Annotated in this window: 19 protein-coding genes; 8 read left to right on the forward strand and 11 right to left on the reverse strand. The window is 70.2% G+C overall.

The features are described 5' to 3' along the window. Positions 1-42 precede the first annotated feature (42 nt). Positions 43-726, forward strand: a complete 684-nt coding sequence (gene ung / locus AB0H82_RS22250) for a uracil-DNA glycosylase (protein WP_362995268.1) — start codon at positions 43-45, stop codon at positions 724-726. Positions 727-962: 236 nt separating this feature from the next. Continuing rightward, positions 963-1451: a hypothetical protein gene (locus AB0H82_RS22255; RefSeq protein ID WP_362995269.1), complete on the forward strand. Its 489-nt coding sequence runs from the start codon at positions 963-965 to the stop codon at positions 1449-1451. Between the two features lie 67 nt (positions 1452-1518). Here AB0H82_RS22255 and AB0H82_RS22260 read toward each other — a convergent pair whose 3' ends face one another. Further along, on the reverse strand, positions 1519-2010 hold the full coding sequence (locus tag AB0H82_RS22260) for a hypothetical protein (RefSeq protein WP_362995271.1): 492 nt from the start codon (positions 2008-2010) through the stop codon (positions 1519-1521). Positions 2011-2543: 533 nt separating this feature from the next. Here AB0H82_RS22260 and AB0H82_RS22265 point away from each other — a divergent pair. Beyond that, a complete protein-coding gene (locus AB0H82_RS22265) occupies positions 2544-3449 on the forward strand; it encodes a Gfo/Idh/MocA family oxidoreductase (RefSeq protein WP_362995273.1) in 906 nt (301 codons plus the stop codon). On the opposite strand, the gene lnt is transcribed toward AB0H82_RS22265, so the two are convergent. The 6 genes from lnt to AB0H82_RS22295 form a co-directional block, all read right to left on the reverse strand. Next, the gene (lnt, locus tag AB0H82_RS22270) at positions 3373-5139 is read right to left on the reverse strand and encodes an apolipoprotein N-acyltransferase (RefSeq protein WP_362995396.1); all 1767 of its coding nucleotides are present in this window, start codon (positions 5137-5139) and stop codon (positions 3373-3375) included. The genes AB0H82_RS22265 and lnt overlap by 77 nt on opposite strands. A 192-nt stretch (positions 5140-5331) precedes the next feature. After that, a complete protein-coding gene (locus AB0H82_RS22275) occupies positions 5332-5877 on the reverse strand; it encodes a nuclear transport factor 2 family protein (protein ID WP_362995275.1) in 546 nt (181 codons plus the stop codon). Positions 5878-6018: 141 nt separating this feature from the next. Next, positions 6019-6198, reverse strand: a complete 180-nt coding sequence (locus tag AB0H82_RS22280) for a hypothetical protein (protein ID WP_362995277.1) — start codon at positions 6196-6198, stop codon at positions 6019-6021. A 432-nt stretch (positions 6199-6630) separates the two neighbouring features. Then, on the reverse strand, positions 6631-6861 hold the full coding sequence (locus tag AB0H82_RS22285) for a chaplin (protein ID WP_362995279.1): 231 nt from the start codon (positions 6859-6861) through the stop codon (positions 6631-6633). A gap of 189 nt (positions 6862-7050) precedes the next feature. After that, complete coding sequence (tuf, locus tag AB0H82_RS22290; protein WP_362995281.1) at positions 7051-8229, reverse strand: elongation factor Tu; 1179 nt, start codon at positions 8227-8229, stop codon at positions 7051-7053. A 321-nt stretch (positions 8230-8550) separates the two neighbouring features. Then, a complete protein-coding gene (locus tag AB0H82_RS22295; protein ID WP_362995283.1) occupies positions 8551-9261 on the reverse strand; it encodes a DNA alkylation repair protein in 711 nt (236 codons plus the stop codon). A gap of 49 nt (positions 9262-9310) precedes the next feature. Between AB0H82_RS22295 and AB0H82_RS22300 the strand changes: the two genes are divergently transcribed. Next, complete coding sequence (locus AB0H82_RS22300) at positions 9311-10015, forward strand: TVP38/TMEM64 family protein (RefSeq protein WP_362995285.1); 705 nt, start codon at positions 9311-9313, stop codon at positions 10013-10015. 35 nt (positions 10016-10050) lie between these two features. Here AB0H82_RS22300 and AB0H82_RS22305 read toward each other — a convergent pair whose 3' ends face one another. Further along, entirely contained in the window at positions 10051-11220 is a 1170-nt protein-coding gene (locus AB0H82_RS22305; protein WP_362995287.1) for a thiolase family protein, read from the reverse strand. Positions 11221-11350: 130 nt separating this feature from the next. On the opposite strand from AB0H82_RS22305, the gene AB0H82_RS22310 reads away from it, so the two are divergent. Together AB0H82_RS22310 and AB0H82_RS22315 are read left to right on the forward strand one after the other, a co-directional pair. Next, positions 11351-11863, forward strand: a complete 513-nt coding sequence (locus AB0H82_RS22310; RefSeq protein ID WP_362995289.1) for a helix-turn-helix domain-containing protein — start codon at positions 11351-11353, stop codon at positions 11861-11863. 136 nt (positions 11864-11999) lie between these two features. After that, complete coding sequence (locus AB0H82_RS22315) at positions 12000-12872, forward strand: undecaprenyl-diphosphate phosphatase (protein ID WP_362995291.1); 873 nt, start codon at positions 12000-12002, stop codon at positions 12870-12872. A 420-nt stretch (positions 12873-13292) separates the two neighbouring features. On the opposite strand, the gene AB0H82_RS22320 is transcribed toward AB0H82_RS22315, so the two are convergent. The 3 genes from AB0H82_RS22320 to AB0H82_RS22330 form a co-directional block, all read right to left on the reverse strand. Beyond that, positions 13293-13802 (reverse strand): helix-turn-helix domain-containing protein, encoded by a 510-nt coding sequence (locus AB0H82_RS22320; protein ID WP_362995398.1) that lies wholly within the window; start codon positions 13800-13802, stop codon positions 13293-13295. A gap of 84 nt (positions 13803-13886) precedes the next feature. Then, positions 13887-14303: a hypothetical protein gene (locus AB0H82_RS22325; RefSeq protein WP_362995293.1), complete on the reverse strand. Its 417-nt coding sequence runs from the start codon at positions 14301-14303 to the stop codon at positions 13887-13889. A gap of 1480 nt (positions 14304-15783) precedes the next feature. Beyond that, positions 15784-16568, reverse strand: a protein-coding gene (locus AB0H82_RS22330) for an IS5 family transposase (protein WP_362995400.1) whose coding sequence is annotated in 2 segments (ribosomal slippage) — positions 15784-16259 and positions 16259-16568 — 786 coding nt in all. Because the reading frame shifts where the segments join, the coding sequence is not laid out codon by codon here. Between the two features lie 273 nt (positions 16569-16841). On the opposite strand from AB0H82_RS22330, the gene AB0H82_RS22335 reads away from it, so the two are divergent. Further along, positions 16842-17513, forward strand: a complete 672-nt coding sequence (locus AB0H82_RS22335) for a DUF6221 family protein (protein WP_362995295.1) — start codon at positions 16842-16844, stop codon at positions 17511-17513. Between the two features lie 208 nt (positions 17514-17721). Further along, positions 17722-17865 carry an antitoxin gene (locus tag AB0H82_RS22340; protein ID WP_362995402.1) on the forward strand — a complete coding sequence of 48 codons (144 nt, stop codon included), beginning with the start codon at positions 17722-17724 and terminating at the stop codon, positions 17863-17865. Positions 17866-17917 lie beyond the last annotated feature (52 nt).

Genomic DNA, 17917 nt, shown 5'->3' on the forward strand with positions numbered 1-17917 from the left:
GGTTCTGTGGTGAGAAGTGACCGCACACCGGAGGTTGTTGACGTGACCGACATCGCCATGCTGCCCGCGTCCTGGCGCGGAGTCCTCGGCGAGGAGCTCCAGAAGCCCTACTTCAAAGAGCTCACCGAGTTCGTCGAGCAGGAGCGGGCGAAGGGCCCCGTCTACCCTCCGCGCGAGGAGGTCTTCGCCGCCCTGGACGCGACTCCGTACGACCGGGTGAAGGTCCTGATCCTCGGCCAGGACCCGTATCACGGCGAGGGGCAGGGGCACGGCCTGTGCTTCTCCGTGCGCCCCGGCGTGAAGACCCCGCCCTCGCTGCGGAACATCTACAAGGAGATGAAGGAGGAGCTCGGCCACCCCGTGCCGGACAACGGCTATCTGATGCCGTGGGCCCAGCAGGGCGTCCTCCTGCTGAACGCGGTCCTGACGGTCCGCGCCGGTGAGGCCAATTCCCACAAGGGCAAGGGCTGGGAGAAGTTCACGGACGCGGTGATCCGGGCGGTGGCCGACCGCCCCGACCCCGCCGTCTTCGTCCTCTGGGGGAACTACGCCCAGAAGAAGCTGCCGCTCATCGACGAGGAGCGGCACGTCGTCGTGAAGGGCGCACACCCCTCGCCGCTCTCCGCGAAGAGGTTCTTCGGCTCGCACCCCTTCACACAGATCGACGAAGCGGTCGCCGCGCAGGGCCACGAGCCGATCGACTGGCGGATCCCGGACATAGGCTGACGTCAGCCCGTGGCGGGTCCTGGCCGTGGAGGGCACGGGCGCGGCGGACGCCGAGGCGCTCGGGCCGCCTGAGCCGGCCCGGGCTCCGCGCCGAGGCGGCAAGGAGCGTCACCGGGCTGGCCCAGCGGTACGCGTGAGCACCCCCTGTCCGAACGTGCCTGACCGCGATTGTCAGTGGTGGCCGCTAGCGTCGTCAGGGATGGGGGCGGAAGGCCGGCACGACCACGGAGGATCCGTTGACGGAGCAGCAGGAGCACACGGCGGAAGACGCGATGATGACGCGGATCGGGCAGGCGGTCATGCTGCATCACGGCGGCGACCGTGAGGAGGCACAGGACCGCTTCCTCGGCCTCTGGGGGGAGATCGGCGAGACCGGCGACCCGCTGCACCGCTGCACGCTCGCGCACTACATGGCGGACACGCAGGCCGACCCTTCGGACGAACTGGCCTGGGACCTCCGGGCGTTGTCGGCGGCGCACGAGCTCACCGACGAGCGGCTGAGCGAACACCACCAGTCGCTGGCGGTGCGCGGGTTCTACCCCTCCCTGCACCTGAACCTCGCCGCGGACTACGTGAAGCTGGGCCGCCCGGAAGCGGCCCGCAGCCATCTGCGCCGAGCGCGGGGCGCGGTGGGCGCGCTGGAGGACGACGGCTACGGCAGAGGCATCAAGGAGGCCATCACCCGTCTGGAGGGTGAGGTGGGGGAGGGGAGCGAGGAGGAGTAGGGAGTGAGAAGGGGGAGGGAAGGCGGTAGGGGGACGAGGGGGGCAGTAGGGGGCGCGCCTCTCGGGGTCAACGGCCGTACGTGTTACGGCAGATGACGGCTTGCGGGCTGTCCGGGTCCCAGTTGCCGTACGCCTCGCCGAGTGCGCAGACGTCCGTGCCCCGTCCTGCGGCGGGGGCCTTGGGCGGGGCGGGCCGGGGGGCTCGCGCGTCGGGCCGCGCGGGGGCAGGTTTGCGCACTGGCGCTGCGGGTGGGGGCGGGGGTGCGGCTGGTGTCGGGCGGTCGTGGCTGTGGGGCGGGCCGGGACGCTGGGTTCCGGCTTCGGTCTGCCGGGGGGAGGGGCGCCGGGGCGGGCCCATGCGCTGCAGTGCCTCCCGGGCCGGGGCCTGCACGAGGTGCGGCCGGTTCGTCCCGTCGGTGCGGGCCGCGGGCGGCGGGCCGGTGACCGCGGAGGGGGCGGGTTCCGGGGGCTGCTCGACGCTCACGCAGCCGGAGACGGCGGCCGAGACGGCGACGGAGACGAGGATCGCGGCGGCGGCAGTGGTCGTCGGTCGAGGCACCCGCACAACCATGGTGCGCCCGGCGCACGTTGGGAGTGAAATTCGCGAGGTTGCCCTGTACGGGTGACGGAGGGGCGGGATAAAGGGGGAGGGGGCCACCTCTCACAGTGCACGACTCGCCCCCCGGCCTGATCGCCGCGTCGGTGACGAGGACACCCTGCGCGACGACGCACGACACCTGACGAGCGCGACGCCGCTCGCCGCAGACCACCACGGCCGCGTCGGCGACGCGGCGCACGCGATGACATCGAGCACCGAGCCTCGGGCGGGGCGGCAACCAGGCCATCGAGACACCCTCATCTCGACGGCGGCGCGGCTCGGCCCCCACCTCATGCCGCCTTCATTCCGCCCTCGTCCCGCTCGGCTTCTCCCCCATCGCCGACTGGTGTCGCCCGCAGGCCCCGTATGCTGCGGGAACGACGACCGCGACCCCCGGGCGGAGCACGGAGGCGGCGGTTCGCGAGCCAGCACAGCGGTAGACCGGGCCAGTGGCAGTGAGAGCGACAGTGGCAGTGGTCGGTAGGGAGACAGTGGTGAAGATCGGCTGCATCGGACTCGGCGACATCGCCCAGAAGGCGTACCTGCCGGTCCTCACCACCCAGCCCGGGGTCGAACTGCACCTGCAGACGCGTACGCCCGCCACCCTCGCCCGGGTCGCCGACGTCCACCACATCCCGGAATCCCGCCGCCACACCGATCTGGACGCCCTGCTCGCCCAGGGCCTCGACGCCGCCTTCGTGCACGCGCCGACCGCCGTGCACCCGGAGATCGTGGCCCGCCTCGTCGAAGCGGGCGTGCCGACCTACGTGGACAAGCCCATCGCGTACGAACTCGCCGACTCCGAGCGCCTCGTGCGCCTCGCCGAGGAGCGCGGGGTGAGCCTCGCCGTCGGCTTCAACCGCCGTTACGCACCCGGTTACGCGCAGTGTGTCGAGCACCCGCGCGAGGTGATCCTGCTGCAGAAGAACCGCGTGGGCCTGCCCGAGGACCCGCGCACGCTCGTGCTCGACGACTTCATCCACGTCGTGGACACCCTGCGCTTCCTGGCGCCGGGCCCGGTCGACGACGTCACGGTGCGCTCCCGCGTCGAGGACGGGCTCATGCACCACGTGGTGGTGCAGCTGGCCGGCGACGGGTTCGTCGCGATCGGCATGATGAACCGGCTCAGCGGCTCCTCGGAGGAGATCCTGGAGGTCTCCGGGCAGGACGCCAAGCGGCAGGTGATCAACCTCGCCGAGATCGTCGACCACAAGGGCCAGCCCAGCGTGCGGCGGCGCGGCGACTGGGTGTCGGTGGCCCGCCAGCGTGGCATCGAACAGGTGGTGCTCGCCTTCCTCGACGCCGTGCGCGAGGGCAAGGTGCTCAGCGCCCGGGACGCACTGGCGACCCATGAACTGTGCGAGCGCGTGGTCCGTGCCGCTGTGGAGCAGGCCGCCTGACGGCGCGCAGTCCCTCGGCCGCGGCCAGCGCCGCGAGCACGGCGAGCGCGGCGTGCACGGGCCAGTCGCCCCACTTGACGTAGGCCGTTTCGCCCTCGCCCAGCGGTACGTCGTACACCGCCGCGGCGCTCGCCGACGTGCCGAGCGGGCTGCCGACGCGCGAACCGTCCGGGGCGTGGACCGCGGAGACGCCGGTGAGCGTGGCGTGCACCATGGGGCGGCCGGTCTCGGCGGCCCGCACCGCCGCGAGCGACGCGTGCTGGGCGGGCGCCCAACTGGACTGGAACGACGACGTGGCGGACTGGGCGAGCAGCAGTTGCGCGCCGTCACGGGTGAGCCGACGGCTCATGTCGGGGAACGCCGACTCGAAGCAGACGAGAGGACCGACGCGCAGGCTGTGTCCGGCTTCGGTGGCGCGTCCGGTGTCCATCACCACCTGCCGGTCGCCGCGCCTGCGGTCCTCGCCCGCGGCCTTGCCGACGGACGTCGCCCAGCCGAGCAGGGACCGCGCCGGGATGTACTCGCCGAAGGGCACGAGCCGCATCTTGTCGTAGCGGTCGCCGGTCGGCCCGTCCGGGCCCACCAGGACGGAACTCTTGAATATGCCGGGCCGGTCGGAGCGGCGGGCGTCGACGTTCACCATGATGTCCGCGCCGACCTCGCGGGAGAGCGCGGTGATCCGGCGCGCGACGTCCGGCCGGTCGGCCAGGTCGTAGCCGACGCTGCTCTCGCCCCAGACGACGAGGTCCGGGTCCCGGCCCACCAGCGTCCGGGTCAGCGCCTCCTCGCGGGCCAGCCGCTTGTCGGCGCTGGCGATGCCGTCTTCTATGATGCCCGGCTGCACGACGGCGACGCGGACGTGCCCGGCGGGCTCGGGCCGGGGCGCCCAGGCCCAGGCGGCGGAGGTGGCGGTGGCGACGGCGAGGAGACCGGCGAGGGCGGGGACGACGGGGGCGGTGGGGGCGGCCGGGGTGGAGGACGCAGGCGCGACGGAGGTACGTGAGGGCGACGTCCGCGCAGTCGACGTACGGGGGACGGGTACGTACGAATCCGGTGCACCAGCAGCCGAGGCAGCCGACGCAGACGACACAGCCGATGCAGATGACACAGCCGAAGCGAAAGAAGCAGGCGGAGACGACCTGCGCGCCGCCGCGGCGACGGCCAAGAGCGCGAACCCCGTGTTCAGCGCCACGACGAACGCGCTGATCAGCCACACCCCGCCCACCGAGGCGAGCCGTAGCGCGGGTGTCACCTGCCACTGACTGGAGCCGAGCAGGCCCCACGGCCCGCCCAAGCCCTCCCAGGACCGGACCAGTTCGACCATCAGCCAGCCCGAGGGCAGCACGACGAGTGCGGCCGCGGCACGTCCGGACGTCGGTACTCCGCCGAGGAACCGGCGCACCAGCCAGCCCCAGGGAGCCCACAGCAGGCCGAGCAGCGCGGCGATGACCATCGTGAAGACGTGCAGGCTCGGCAGCAGCCAGTGGTGCACGGCGATCATGAAGCCGAGGCCGCCGAGCCAGCCGTCGAGCGCGGCCCGCCGGGCGGTCGGGGCCGACCTGGCCAGCAGCATCCAGGGCACGAGCGCGACGTACGCGAACCACCACAGCGACGGTGCGGGGAACGCCAGTGCGGGCAGCGCCCCGGCCGTGACGGCGAGGGCGCCGCGCCACCAGCGCGACGCGAGCATTCGCGCGACACGCGGCCTGAGCCGCTCCCGCGGGCCGTCGCCGAACTGGTCCATGCAGTGCCTCCCTCGCCCCCCGACGCCGGTCGTACTCACGTACCCATCAGTGTGCTCGCCAAAGACGATCTAGGACAGTGGGCCAGGGATGGATGGTCAGGACCTCCGGGCGGGCCTTGAGGGAAGGTCGAGCGGAGGTCACGTGTCGGAGGCCGCCGCCCGCCGCTCGGACCGCTCCCGCGCGCCCCCCACCTGGCGCCACTTCTCCGTGACGACCACTTGGCGCAACCGCCACCCACTGGGCGTACGCAGGAGCGCGAAGCCGTAGCGGCCGCCGCAGACGAAGTCCGGGGCGGTGGACGGGGCGGGCAATGGGGCGGTCGACGGCTCCGAGCGCGGTGCCGGGTCGGCGCGCTCCACGAACCGCATGGGATTCACATAGTCGGCCTGTACGTGGGCGGTGTCGCCGACGTCCTGGTCGAGCGTGCCGAACTCCAGCTTGCGGTTGGTGATCAGATGCTGGCGCATGGGGAACATCCGCATCGTCTCCGCCAGCCAGGTGGCGATCTCGTCGGCTTCTCCTTCGATGCCGCCCGCGGAGCGGTAGTCGGCGCGCCCGCCCGGGGCGAACAGCTGTCGGTAGGCGTCCCAGTCGCCGTCGTCAACGGTCACCGCGTACTCGGTGATGAGGGCATCGACGGCCAACCGGTCGATCACGGCGGCGAGTTCCACGCGCTGCGTCATCGGCTCAGTGTTGGGCACGCGAGGTGCCGAGCCAAGGGGGCGTGCTGATCGATGTGGGCGGAGCCCTGGTCCGCGAGTCCCTGTCCGCCGCGGCGGCGCGGGGCGGACGGCTTCACCTACGCGGTCTTCACCCTCTCCTCATTACGCGGCCTTCACCATCTCCTCGCGGACCGCGGCGGCCCACTCCGTCACCAACTGCTCGTACTCCCTGCGCTGTTCGGCGGAGAGCCGACCGCCGGCGCGCAGCCACAGGCCACGGATCCGCTCGTTCAGTTCGGCGGAAGACCGCGCGGAACCATGGGGAGGAGGGGTTAAGGGCATGGCATCAGCCTAGGCGATGGGTACGACATTCGGAACTGTCAGCTACCGCACACCTGCGCGACGTGATCGCCGTCGCACTCGATGCGCGGAGCGGGGCCTGAACGGCGGACCCGACACGCGGCTCCTGGCGGGCCGGTCCATCACGGTGACGTGGGCCTGCGAGATGCCGAAGACGGAGGACACCATCCAGATCGAGGTGTCGCCGGACATGGAGACGGAGACGGCGATCTTCACGGGAGACGTGAAGGAGCAGCCATGAAGGAGCAGTCGTGAAGGAGCAGCCCTTCCGCAACGAACCCGCGACCCGGGGCGGGCTCGCGCTCAACGCGGACGAGCGCGTCACCGATAGGGAAGGTCGGTGACGCGCTCGCTTCGTTCGGCCCGCGGTGCCGCAAGGGTTCCCCTGTGGTCACCGCGGGCAGGTGCGTCCGATCAGTCGTTGACGCACTTGTTGCCGAAGGTCGGGTTCAGCAGGCCGATGATGTCGACGGTGTTGCCGCACGCGTTGATCGGGATGTGCACCGGCACCTGGAGGGTGTTGCCGGAGATGACGCCGGGGTTGTTGACGGCCGCGCCCTGGGCGCCGGCGTCGGCGGTCGCCATACCGGCGGCGCCCATCACGAGGGCACCGGTGCCCAGCACCACACTCATCGTCTTCTTCATGGTGGTTCTCCTTGATGATTCGTTCAGCTTGCGGGCGCCTGGCCGTGTCGCGCGGCCGGAGCAGCACTCTGTGTGGGCACCCGCGAGATCAACGCCGCACCCTCCTCCTGGACACGCCCGGAGACGCTGATTCAGCCGATGAGCCGCGCCGACGAGCCGCGAAGGCCGACTCCGCTCACCCGGTTCCGCTCACGCGACTCCGGTGACCGTGCCCGCGCCGACCGTGCGGCCGCCCTCACGGATCGCGAAGCCGAGGCCCGTCTCCAGCGGTACGTCGCGGCCCAGCTCGACCGTCATCGTGACGGTGTCGCCGGGGCGGGCCACGGCGGCCTCGCCGAGGTCGACGTCGCCGACCACGTCCGCGGTGCGGATGTAGAACTGCGGCCGGTACCCGGTGGCGATCGGCGTCGTACGGCCGCCCTCGCGCGCCGACAGGACGTACACCTGCGCGGTGAAGCGCCGCCGCGGCGTGACGCTGCCGGGCGCCGCGACCACATGACCGCGTCGTACGGCGTCACGCGGCAGACCGCGCAGCAGCAGCGCCACGTTGTCACCCGCCTGCGCCTCCTCCATCGGCTTGCCGAAGGTCTCCAGGCCGGTGACGACCGTCTCCGTGTCCGCGCCGAGCACCTCCACGCGGTCCCCGAGGCGGACGGTGCCGCGCTCCACGGCGCCGGTGACGACGGTGCCGCGCCCGGTGATGGTCAGCACGTTCTCGACGGACAGCAGGAACGGCGCGTCGAGATAGCGCTCGGGCATCGGCACATACGTGTCCACGGCGTCCAGCAGCGCCTCGATCGAGGCCGTCCACCGCGGGTCGCCCTCCAGCGCCCCGAGCCCCGAGACCCGTACGACGGGGACCGCGTCCCCTCGGTATCCGTGCGCGGAGAGCAGGTCGCGGACTTCGAGCTCGACGAGGTCGGTGAGCTCCTCGTCCCCGACATCGGCCTTGTTGAGGGCGACGACGATGTGGTCGACGCCGACCTGCCGGGCGAGCAGCACGTGCTCGGCGGTCTGCGGCATGATCCCGTCGAGCGCCGACACGACGAGGATCGCCCCGTCCAGCTGCGCCGCGCCGGTGACCATGTTCTTGATGTAGTCCGCGTGGCCCGGCATGTCCACGTGCGCGTAGTGCCTGGTGTCGGTCTCGTACTCGACGTGCGCGATGTTGATGGTGATGCCGCGCTGCGCCTCCTCCGGCGCGCGGTCGATGCGGTCGAAGGAGACGTACTGCGTGCTGCCACCGGTACCGCGCTCGCTCAGGACCTTGGTGATGGCGGCGGTCAGCGTGGTCTTGCCGTGGTCGACGTGGCCCATGGTGCCGATGTTCAGGTGCGGCTTCGTGCGGACGTAGGCGGTCTTGGACATGGTGGTTCCTTCTCCGGAACTCGAAGCTGTTCTCCCGGTCCCGCGGCGTGCGTGCGCGCGGTCGGGACGGGGACCCCGGGGGCCTGACCGACCCTCCCCCTGCGGGGTCCGCCGGAATGTCCGGGGAGGGTCAGCTTCGGGTGCCGTCGAAGGCGGCGGGCGCGACGAAGGCGACGAGTGCGGGAACGGCAGCCTTCGCAGCGCCCGCGACTGCGGGCGTGGCTGCGAGGAAGGCGTACCGGAACATGTGCCTGATCCTCACCGAAGGAGACGCGCACGTCGAATGGTTTTCGCGTGAACGGCACGCTCGGAAGGACGAGTTCAGAGGTTCTTCAGGGCCTCCCGCACCGACAGTGGCGCCAGCCTCCATCGTTCCCGCTCCACGAAGGCGCGTACGGCCTCCGGGGCGGTCTTGGCGTACTCCCTGAGGCACCAGCCGACGGCCTTGCGGATGAAGAAGTCGGGATGCCCGGACTGACGTACGCAGTACGCGAAGAGGCGCTCCGCGTCGGTGGCCGACTTGTACCGGAGCTGATGGAGAAGGGCGGTGCGGGCCACCCACAGGTCCTCGTCCTCGATCCACTCGTCCATGGCGTTCCGCAGCGTCGGGTCGGCCGTGATCAGCCCGCCGACGACGTGCGCGGCGAGCAGGTCGACCGTGTCCCACCAGGAGTGCGTCGTGACGAGGTGCCGGGCGACGGGCAGGAAGCCGGAGGAGCAGCGCCGCACGTGGCGGCGCAGGTAGTCGACGGCGAAGTAGGCGTACTCGCGCTCGGGCAGCTCCCAGCAGCGCAGCGCGATCGCCGTGCAGTCGGTCTCGTCGGGGCGCGGGGTGCCGGCGAGGACGGCGCGGGACAGTTCGCGGCGCACCGGCGAGGCCAGTCCGAGGAAGGGGGCGACGTCCTTCATGTACGCCCTCATCTGCGCGGCCCGCTCCGGATCGGCCGCTGCCCGGTAGGTCGTGACGAACCGTTCGAGGACCGTGTCGGCCAGCTCACTTCGCGGAGGCGTTTCCGGGACTGTGACGCTCATGAGACGCACCATACGGCGATCAGACACATGCGCCGGTTACGCTTCCGGGATGTCCGAGACCGTCACCGCCCGCCCGCAGGGCCTCGCCGTGCGCTGCGCCAGAGTGCTGCTCTCGCCGTGGTCGCGGCTGTCCTTGCTGGTGGCGCTGCTGGCCGCGGCGGCCACGTGCGTGCTCCTCTTCGAGCCGCAGCGCCTCCTCTCCGACGGCTGGCCCGCGCAGTTGGGCGGCGCCACGGCGGTGGCCCTGTTCGCCGTGGCGTACGGGGCGTGCACCGCCGCGTTCGTGCCGCGGCCGCTGCTCAATCTGGCGGCGGGCGCGCTCTTCGGCTCACAGGCGGGGCTGGGCGCGGCGATCGCCGGCACGGTCTTCGGTGCCGGGATCGCCTTCGGGCTCGGCCGGATGCTCGGCCAGGACGCGCTGCGTCCGCTGCTGCGCGGCCGCTGGCTGAAGGCGGCCGACGGCCAGCTCAGCCGGCACGGGTTCCGGTCGATGCTGGCCGTGCGGCTGTTCCCCGGCGTGCCGTTCGCCGCCGCCAACTACTGCGCCGCGGTGTCCCGCATGGGCTGGCTGCCGTTCCTGCTCGCCACGGGCCTGGGCTCGATCCCCAACACGGCGGCCTACGTCATCGCGGGCGCCCGCGCGTCGACGCCGACGTCGCCCGTCTTCCTGATCGCGATGGGGTTCATCGCGGTGACGGGTCTGGGCGGAGCGGTGGTGGCGTGGTGCAAGCGCCACCACTTCCGCGACCGCTGAGCCCGCCGCGGTCGTCCCTCACCTCTGTTGTCGCGTTACAGCGCTTCCAGGATCGTCGCGTTGGCGAGTCCGCCCGCCTCGCACATGGTCTGCAGGGCGTACCGTGCGCCGCGTACGCGCATCGCGTGGACGAGCGTGGTCATCAGCCGGGTGCCGCTGGCCCCGAGCGGATGGCCGAGGGCGATGGCGCCGCCGTGCACGTTGACCTTCCCGGGGTCGGCGCCGGTCTCCTGCAGCCAGGCGAGGACGACGCTCGCGAAGGCCTCGTTGACTTCGAAGAGGTCGATGTCGTCGAGGGTCAGCGAGGCCCTGCGCAGCACCTTCTCCGTGGCGGGCAGGATGCCGGTGAGCATGAGGAGCGGGTCGGAACCGGTGACGGCGAAGCTGTGCAGCCTGGCGAGCGGGCGCAGGCCGAGCCGGGCGGCGTTCTCGCTGGTCGTGATGAGAACGGCGGACGCACCGTCGTTGACGGGGCTGGCGTTGCCCGCCGTCACGGACCAGTCGATCTGCGGGAAGCGCTCGCCGAAGTGCGGGTCGTGGTAGGCGGGCTTGAGGCCGGCGAGGATCTCGGGGGTGGTGGTGGGGCGTACGGACTCGTCGCGCGTGAGGCCCGTGATCGGCGCGGTCTCGGCGTCGAACAGACCGCTGTCCCAGGCGCGCGCGGCCCGCTGGTGCGAGGTCGTCGCGAACTCGTCCATCCGTTCGCGCCCGATGGACCACTTCGCGGCGATGAGTTCGGCGCTGATGCCCTGCGGGACGAGGCCCTCCGGGTAGCGCTCGGCGACGCCGGGCCCGAACGGGTCGGCCCCCTCGGGCACGTTCGACCACATGGGCACGCGGCTCATCGACTCCACACCGCAGGCGACGGCCATCTCGTACGCGCCCGATATGACGCCCTGGGCCGCGAAGTGCACGGCCTGCTGGGACGAGCCGCACTGCCGGTCGACGGTGGTCGCGGGCACGGACTCGGGATAGCCGGCCGACAGGACGGCGTAACGGGTCGTGTTCATGGCCTGCTCGGCGACCTGGTCGACGGTGCCGCCGATCACGTCGTCCACCAGGGCCGGTTCGATTCCGGCGCGTTCGACGAGGGTGCGCAGGGTGTGGGCGAGGAGTTCTACGGGGTGGACGGCGGCGAGGGCGCCCTGGGGCTTGCCCTTGCCGACGGGGGTGCGTACGGCTTCGACGATGACGGCGTCACGCATGGTGCGGGCCTCTTTCGACTACCAGTGAACTGCTACTGAACTGCTACCAGTGAGTAGGAAATCCAAACTCACCATAGCCAAGTGAGTTGGAAAAACAAACCCTCTACGGCTGGCGCCCTAGACTGCCCGCATGAAGGATCCGCGCCCCTGCTCCATCGCCAACGCCCTCGCCCTCGTCGGTGAGAAGTACTCCCTGCTCGTGCTCCGGGAGGTGTGCCTCGGCAACGAGCGCTTCGACCAGCTGGTACGCAACATCGGCGCACCCCGCGACGTGCTCGCGACGCGCCTGCGCCGCCTGGTCGAAGCCGGCGTCCTGGAGAAGGTGACGTACAGCGAACGCCCGCAGCGCTTCCTCTACCGGCCGACGGCCGCCGGTCTCGAACTGGAGCCCGTCCTGATGACCCTGATGGCCTGGGGCGACCGCCACCTGCGCGGGGACCGCGAGCGCCCGATGGTGCTCGAACACGCCTGCGGCCATGAACTGGTTCCGGTGGTGACGTGCTCGGCCTGCGGCGACGCGGTCCACCACGACGACCTCACCGCGCATCCGCAGACCCCGGGCTGGACGACGACAGGCCCCATGCCGGCCCCGCCGACGAGCCCTCGCACACACTCCCCGGTCGGCCCTCCCACCGTCCCGTAACCCAGGACCGCTACGCTGCCCCCAACGAGGGACGTGATCACCCCTCACCCTCCCTCGCCCTTTCAGCTACGCCCCGCTATGACCGCTTCGACCGCATCCGCGGCCTGATGATCAGTACTTGGACGGCGCAGTTTTCATGTCTTGGCTTGAATCCTTCATCCTCGGGCTCGTCCAGGGACTGACCGAGTTCCTCCCGATCTCCTCCAGCGCGCATCTGCGGCTGACGGCGGCGTTCGCCGGCTGGCACGATCCCGGTGCCGCGTTCACGGCGATCACGCAGATCGGCACCGAGACCGCCGTGCTGATCTACTTCCGCAAGGACATCGCGCGGATCCTGTCGGCGTGGTTCGGCTCGCTCCTCGGCAAGGTGCCGCGCTCGGACCACGACGCGCAGATGGGCTGGCTGGTCATCGTCGGCTCGATCCCGATCGGTGTCCTCGGCGTCACGTTCAAGGACCAGATCGAGGGCCCGTTCCGCGATCTGCGCCTGATCGCCACCACGCTGATCGTGATGGGCATCGTCCTCGGCATCGCCGACCGCCTGGCGGCCCGCGACGAGACGGGCGGCAAACACCGTGCCGTACGCGAGCGCAAGAGCCTCAAGGAACTCGGCGTCAAGGACGGTCTCATCTTCGGCGTCTGCCAGGCGATGGCCCTGATCCCCGGCGTCTCACGCTCGGGCGCCACCATCAGCGGCGGCCTCCTCATGGGCTACACCCGCGAGGCGGCGGCCCGCTACTCCTTCCTCCTCGCCATCCCCGCCGTCCTCGCCTCCGGCGCCTTCGAACTGAAGGACGCGGGCGAGGGCCACGTCTCCTGGGGCCCGACGATCTTCGCCACGATCATCGCCTTCGTGGTCGGCTACGCGGTCATCGCCTGGTTCATGAAGTTCATCACCACGAAGAGCTTCATGCCGTTCGTCTACTACCGGATCCTGCTCGGCATCGTGCTGGTCGTGCTGGTCGGCATGGGTGTGCTGAGTCCGCATGCGGGGGAGTCGGCGGGGTGAGGGGTGGGCGGTTGTTCCGCCCTCATCCCTAGCCTTTCCTGGAAGAACCAGAGGGTAATAGAGGGCAACCGAAGTCACTCTCCTTGATCATCTCCCACTTGTCTCCCGCCCTGCTCTCAGGGGAAACGGACGTACGGCCCCCGCAGAGGTCATCCTCCACGGGGGCCGTACGTCCGTCCTGATGCCAGGGGACGGGCTACCACCTGGGGGCGGAATTGAGCCCTCCCCCTGACTGCTCAGGAGGTCGGAGGACGTGCGGACGAGGTCCCGGGCGAGAGGCATCAACAGGTTGGAGCGCTTCTCGCCGAGCGGTGTCGGCTCGCCCCAGAATCAGCGGCTCACGCGGTCGACGACGCCCCCGCGGTACTGGCTCGGCCGGTTCGCGGGCCCGAAGCGGGCGTTGTCGCGGTGCCGGTTGAGCTAGCGGAGGCGAGCCGGTCGGGGTTCGGTTCGCGGCGAGCCAGGTCGACCAGTCGGCCATGTCGGCTCGCACAGCCGGGTGGACGGGCGGCCAGGCGATGCCCATACTGGGAGCGGCATCATCCACCCGTCCTCGTCGTCATCCAGAGACACCCGCTCGATGGCATCGGCGATCTCGCGCAGCGCCTCGGCGTAGGGGTGCGGAAGTCCTCGACCTTGCCACCCCGCACGTCGAGAGTGATCGTCCCGGCGACGGTGACGGCCTCGCCTAGCCCGACCGTCACGGGGACTTCCCTCGGCGAGCATGGCGCGTCGGTCGGCGAGTTGAGCGACGCGGTGGCGAGTGGCTTCCTCGGTCATGGTGACGTCGAAGACGAGGCCCTCTTCACCGCATACGATGCTGACGGTGCGCTGGGCACGGCCGACCATACGGGCGATTTCGTTGCGCCCCTTGCCCTCGCCGTGCAGGCGGGCGATCCCGGCGCGTTCCTCGTCGGTGACCTTGTGCATGTCCCGGCGTACGGCCACGGGGTCACCTCCAGCGGGCGTGCGAAGGCCCGGCCGCAGTATGGTCGCGGCCGGGCTCGTCGTGGGTCAGACCTTGCAGAAACCCGTCGCCTTGAGCACGTCGTTGATCTTCGCGCCCTGCTCTTCCGTCGTCTTCACGTCCTTGTACGTGAAGCGCTGCGACGCCAGCCAGTTGAGACGCTGGCCATCCTTGTTGATCGCCATGCACTGGTTGCGCGCGGCATTCACGGCCTTGTCCTCGTAGCGCACGACGTCGGGTGCTGCGGCCTGCAAGGCGCGGATGAGCTTGGCCTGCTCGGCAGCGTCGGGCTTCGGCGGCAAGCCGGCCGATCGCGCGACGTCGTCCTTCTGCGTCTGCTCCGAGGCGGCGGCGCTGGGCTTGGCCTTCGGCTTGTCGTCGGCTTTGTCGTCGCTCGACGAGCAGGCGGTGAGGGCGAGGGCTGTGGTGAGAAGCAGACCGACGGTGGTGGTGCGGTGGTTCATGGTCCCCCCAGGGGTGTTGAGCGGGAGGGAGCCATCATGCCGTGTGAGTCTCGCGTGGTGGCGGGAGCTGATTGTTTTCGGGCATGCCAGATCTGCGGCACAGTGTGGAGGGTGATCGACCGGAATGCAACTACGGGCGTAGTTAACGGATCAGCGTCACAACAGACCACGCCAACGCCGCAGCGGAGATGAGGGCCAGCCCCACTCTCGACATGACGCGCGTCCCGGAACGACACCGGGCGGGTGGAGAGGACCACGGCGAGCCCAGGGGAACGTGAGGTGTTACCACCGGCGCATCTGCTGGGCCCCATGAAAAGGTGCCATCAGGTAGCCGCTGGCCGGGCTGCAGAATGCCGGAGCCCCATCTGCGCCAGCGTCGGGCCGCGGAGTCAGTGACGTCGACGTAGACCTTCTTCATATCCGGAGGCCCGCCTTCAACGGGCAGGGTGCCCAATGCCGAGGCGCCCGGCGCAAGGTAGTCACAGGAGCCGTCCGGGAGCAGCCCAGTGGTGTACCCCATGGCCACGCGGGTGAAGGGTTGGTTGCTCGTATTGGTGACGGTAACGGTCCAGCTCACGAATTGCCCGTCAAGAACAGCACGCCTGACTGGTCCGAACTGCAATAGCGACGCGTGCGTAGAGGCTTCTGCGCGAGCGATGAACGCCTCGCGCGCCACGAGGGCGCGCTCTCGGGCTCGAAGGTCTTGCCCAGCCTGCTTTTGCAGCCGGAGCCCGGCCACGCTGGTTGCTAACCCGCCTGGGCCCGCCAACACACCTATCCACCCGAATACAACATCCACTCGGACACCTTCCATAAGGGCAGTCGACGCGTCCAGAGGGGCGGCGAAGGCCCCGCCAAGTCGGGGGACGCGCGGCGGGGCCCGGTTCCAGGGGGAGGCGCTTCTTCAGCGTGCCAGTGGTCGACTTGTCACCCTTCATCCGCCCGCCAATGGGGGTGGATCACTCGTGGGCGGAGATGGCGGTGAGTGAGGCAGAAGATGTGGAGGATGGGGGCGCGGCGTGCGCACCGCCATGATGATCGCGGCGATACCTCCACACAATCCTCCCAACGAAGAGACCAGGCTGACCACGGAGGTGATCACGAGTGCTGTACTCGAAGTCTCTTCAGGAGATGAACCCTCACCCCCGGACCCAGGCCCCGGATGAGCGTCGTCGCCCGCGCCTACCAACATGAGCACGCCGATTAGCACCAACCCCAGAATCAAGAGAGCCGTTGACGCTATCCCGATACGACGTATTCGCCGTCTGCGCAATGACAGTTGGTCCATGGCGAGCCCCTCGTAAGGCAGATTCCCATCGTGCCGCACGGCTCGGCGAAAGGCCCCGCCGCGTTGGGGGGGATGCGGGGCGGGGCCTCAGTCTCAGTGTGCTCCTAGACCAGCGGCCGCGCCCCACCTCCCGCGTGATCATGTCCGCCTGCTCACGCATGGATGCGTCGGACTGCCGGCTTAGACGCCATTTCATTTGGTGATGCGGCGGTGGCATATGAGGGTTGCTGCGATGGCCGTGAAGGCGAGGAAGTGTTCCGGCTTGCGTTCGTAGCGGCGGTGAAGGCGGCGGCATCCGGACAGCCAGGACACCGTCCGTTCGACGACCCAGCGGTGTCGGCCCAGGTGCTGGGAGGACTCGGTGCCCTTGCGGGCGATGCGGTGGGTGATTTGCCGCAAGGAGAGCCAGCGCCGTAGGTGGGGATAGTCGTAGCCCTTGTCGCCGTGGAGCTTGGCGGGTCGTCGGCGCCGGGGGCCGCGGCGAGAGCGGATGGGCGCAATGCCGCGGACCAGCGGGATGAGGGCCTGGCTGTCGTGGAGGTTGGCGGCCGAGACGCCGAGCGAGATCGGCAGGCCGTGCCGGTCGACGAGCAGGTGGATTTTCGACCCGCTCTTGCCGCGGTCGGTCGGATTCGGTCCCGTCAGCCGCCCCCTTTGAGGGCTCGGACGCTGACGGAGTCGATCGCGCACCGTGACCAGTCCAGCTGACCGCGGGAGCCGAGTTCGTCGAGGACCAGGCGGTGGAGCTTGGCCCACACCCGCGCCTCGGTCCACTCGGAGAACCGGCGGAACGCGGTCACCCCCGATGGGCCGAAGCCGGGCGGCAGTTGATTCCACGTGCAGCCCGAAGTGGCGACGAAGATGATCGCGGCCAGCACCTCCCGGTCCCTGTGCCGGCGCCGACCGCCGCCTTGCGGGCGCTCGGGAGGCGGCGGGACCACGCGCTCGAACAACTCCCACAGGTCATCCGGCGCCATCCGCTCAACAAGCGAAGCAGTCACCGCACCAGACTGCCGCAAGATCACACCAAACGAAATGGCGTCTTAAGCCCTGGCGCTGCTCCGGCGTCCACTCTGCCGGGTTGCTCGGCAGGTCGTGTCGACGCTCTCGCCAAGGAGGCGGGCGGTGACGATGAGGGGGTCCACCCCTCGGCCCGGAGTTCCAGCTCCACATGGGCTGGGAGACCGTTACCGAGTACGACGCTAGCTACTTCATTGCCATATGGCGAGGAAGTCGGAGGATGGTGCCCTGTGGCCGACGAAGAAAGAGGGCCAGACATGGTGTCGCTCCGCGAGTTGGCCAGACGGCTCGTCAGCGATGGCGTCGTCGAGCGGATCACGCACCAGCGAATCTCTCAGCTGGCTCGCGATGACGCGGACTTTCCCCCGGTCGTGCCGGTCGGCAGGTCGAGCGTGGTCGACTACCGGAAGACTCGCCCGTACTTCGCCAACAGGAAGTCACGGCAGGGGGCGCACGGACCTGAAGAAGCCGACGTCGGAGGCGTAGCGGTGGATGATGTCGTGCGGTGGTACGGCGAGCAGCTCAACGAGGACGAGGTCGGTGCTCAGGACTGCGTCACGCGGGACGGCAGGTGGCGGGCGCTGGGCGAGTCGGTCCTCGATGACGACAATGCCGAGGTCGTCACCTTGTGTGATCTCGCGGACGCTGCCCACGTCGCCCGCCAAGACCCGGCGCGGGTGCTGCGCGAGATCGACGCCAACCGGCGGCGCCTCGAACGCCACACCCCGCAGCTCATGGTCGGCCGCGACAGCAACGAGGGCGCCCCGTCCACCTACGTTCTCGGCTGCCCGACCTGTCAGGCCGGCGTGGTGGTTGAGGGGGATTGGCCGTGCGAGGAGGTGCGGGACATGCTCGTCTCGTACGCGGACCGGCCCGGCTACCGCGAGGAGTGGCGGCCGTAGCGGCGCGTTCGGCCCCCTGTCTCGCGGGTCGAGGCTGCGGTATGCCGAGGAGGATCCGGTCGAGTAGCTCGGCCATCCCCGTCCTGGTCAGACGGCCCGGGGCGCGGATTCGGTCCTCAGGAGGGCGGGAAACCCCGGGTGTGACATTCCATGTCTGAAGGAGGCCGGTCATATCTTTCTTGGACAAGGTCAAGGCAAAGCAGACCAGATCCCGGACACGGCCAAGCATTCCGTAGACAAGACGGGCGACTTGATCGACGAGGGTACGGGCGGCAAATACGCGGACAAGGTCGACATAGCGCACGACAAGAGCAGGGACTTCACCGACCGCCAGGACCCGCCCCGGCCCTGAGGTGGTCACTCCTTGGGTATATCGCCGCCCACTCTCTTGCGTCGGCGGCGTT

The sequence above is a fragment of the Streptomyces sp. NPDC050732 genome (genome assembly GCF_040654255.1).
GTDB lineage: Bacteria > Actinomycetota > Actinomycetes > Streptomycetales > Streptomycetaceae > Streptomyces.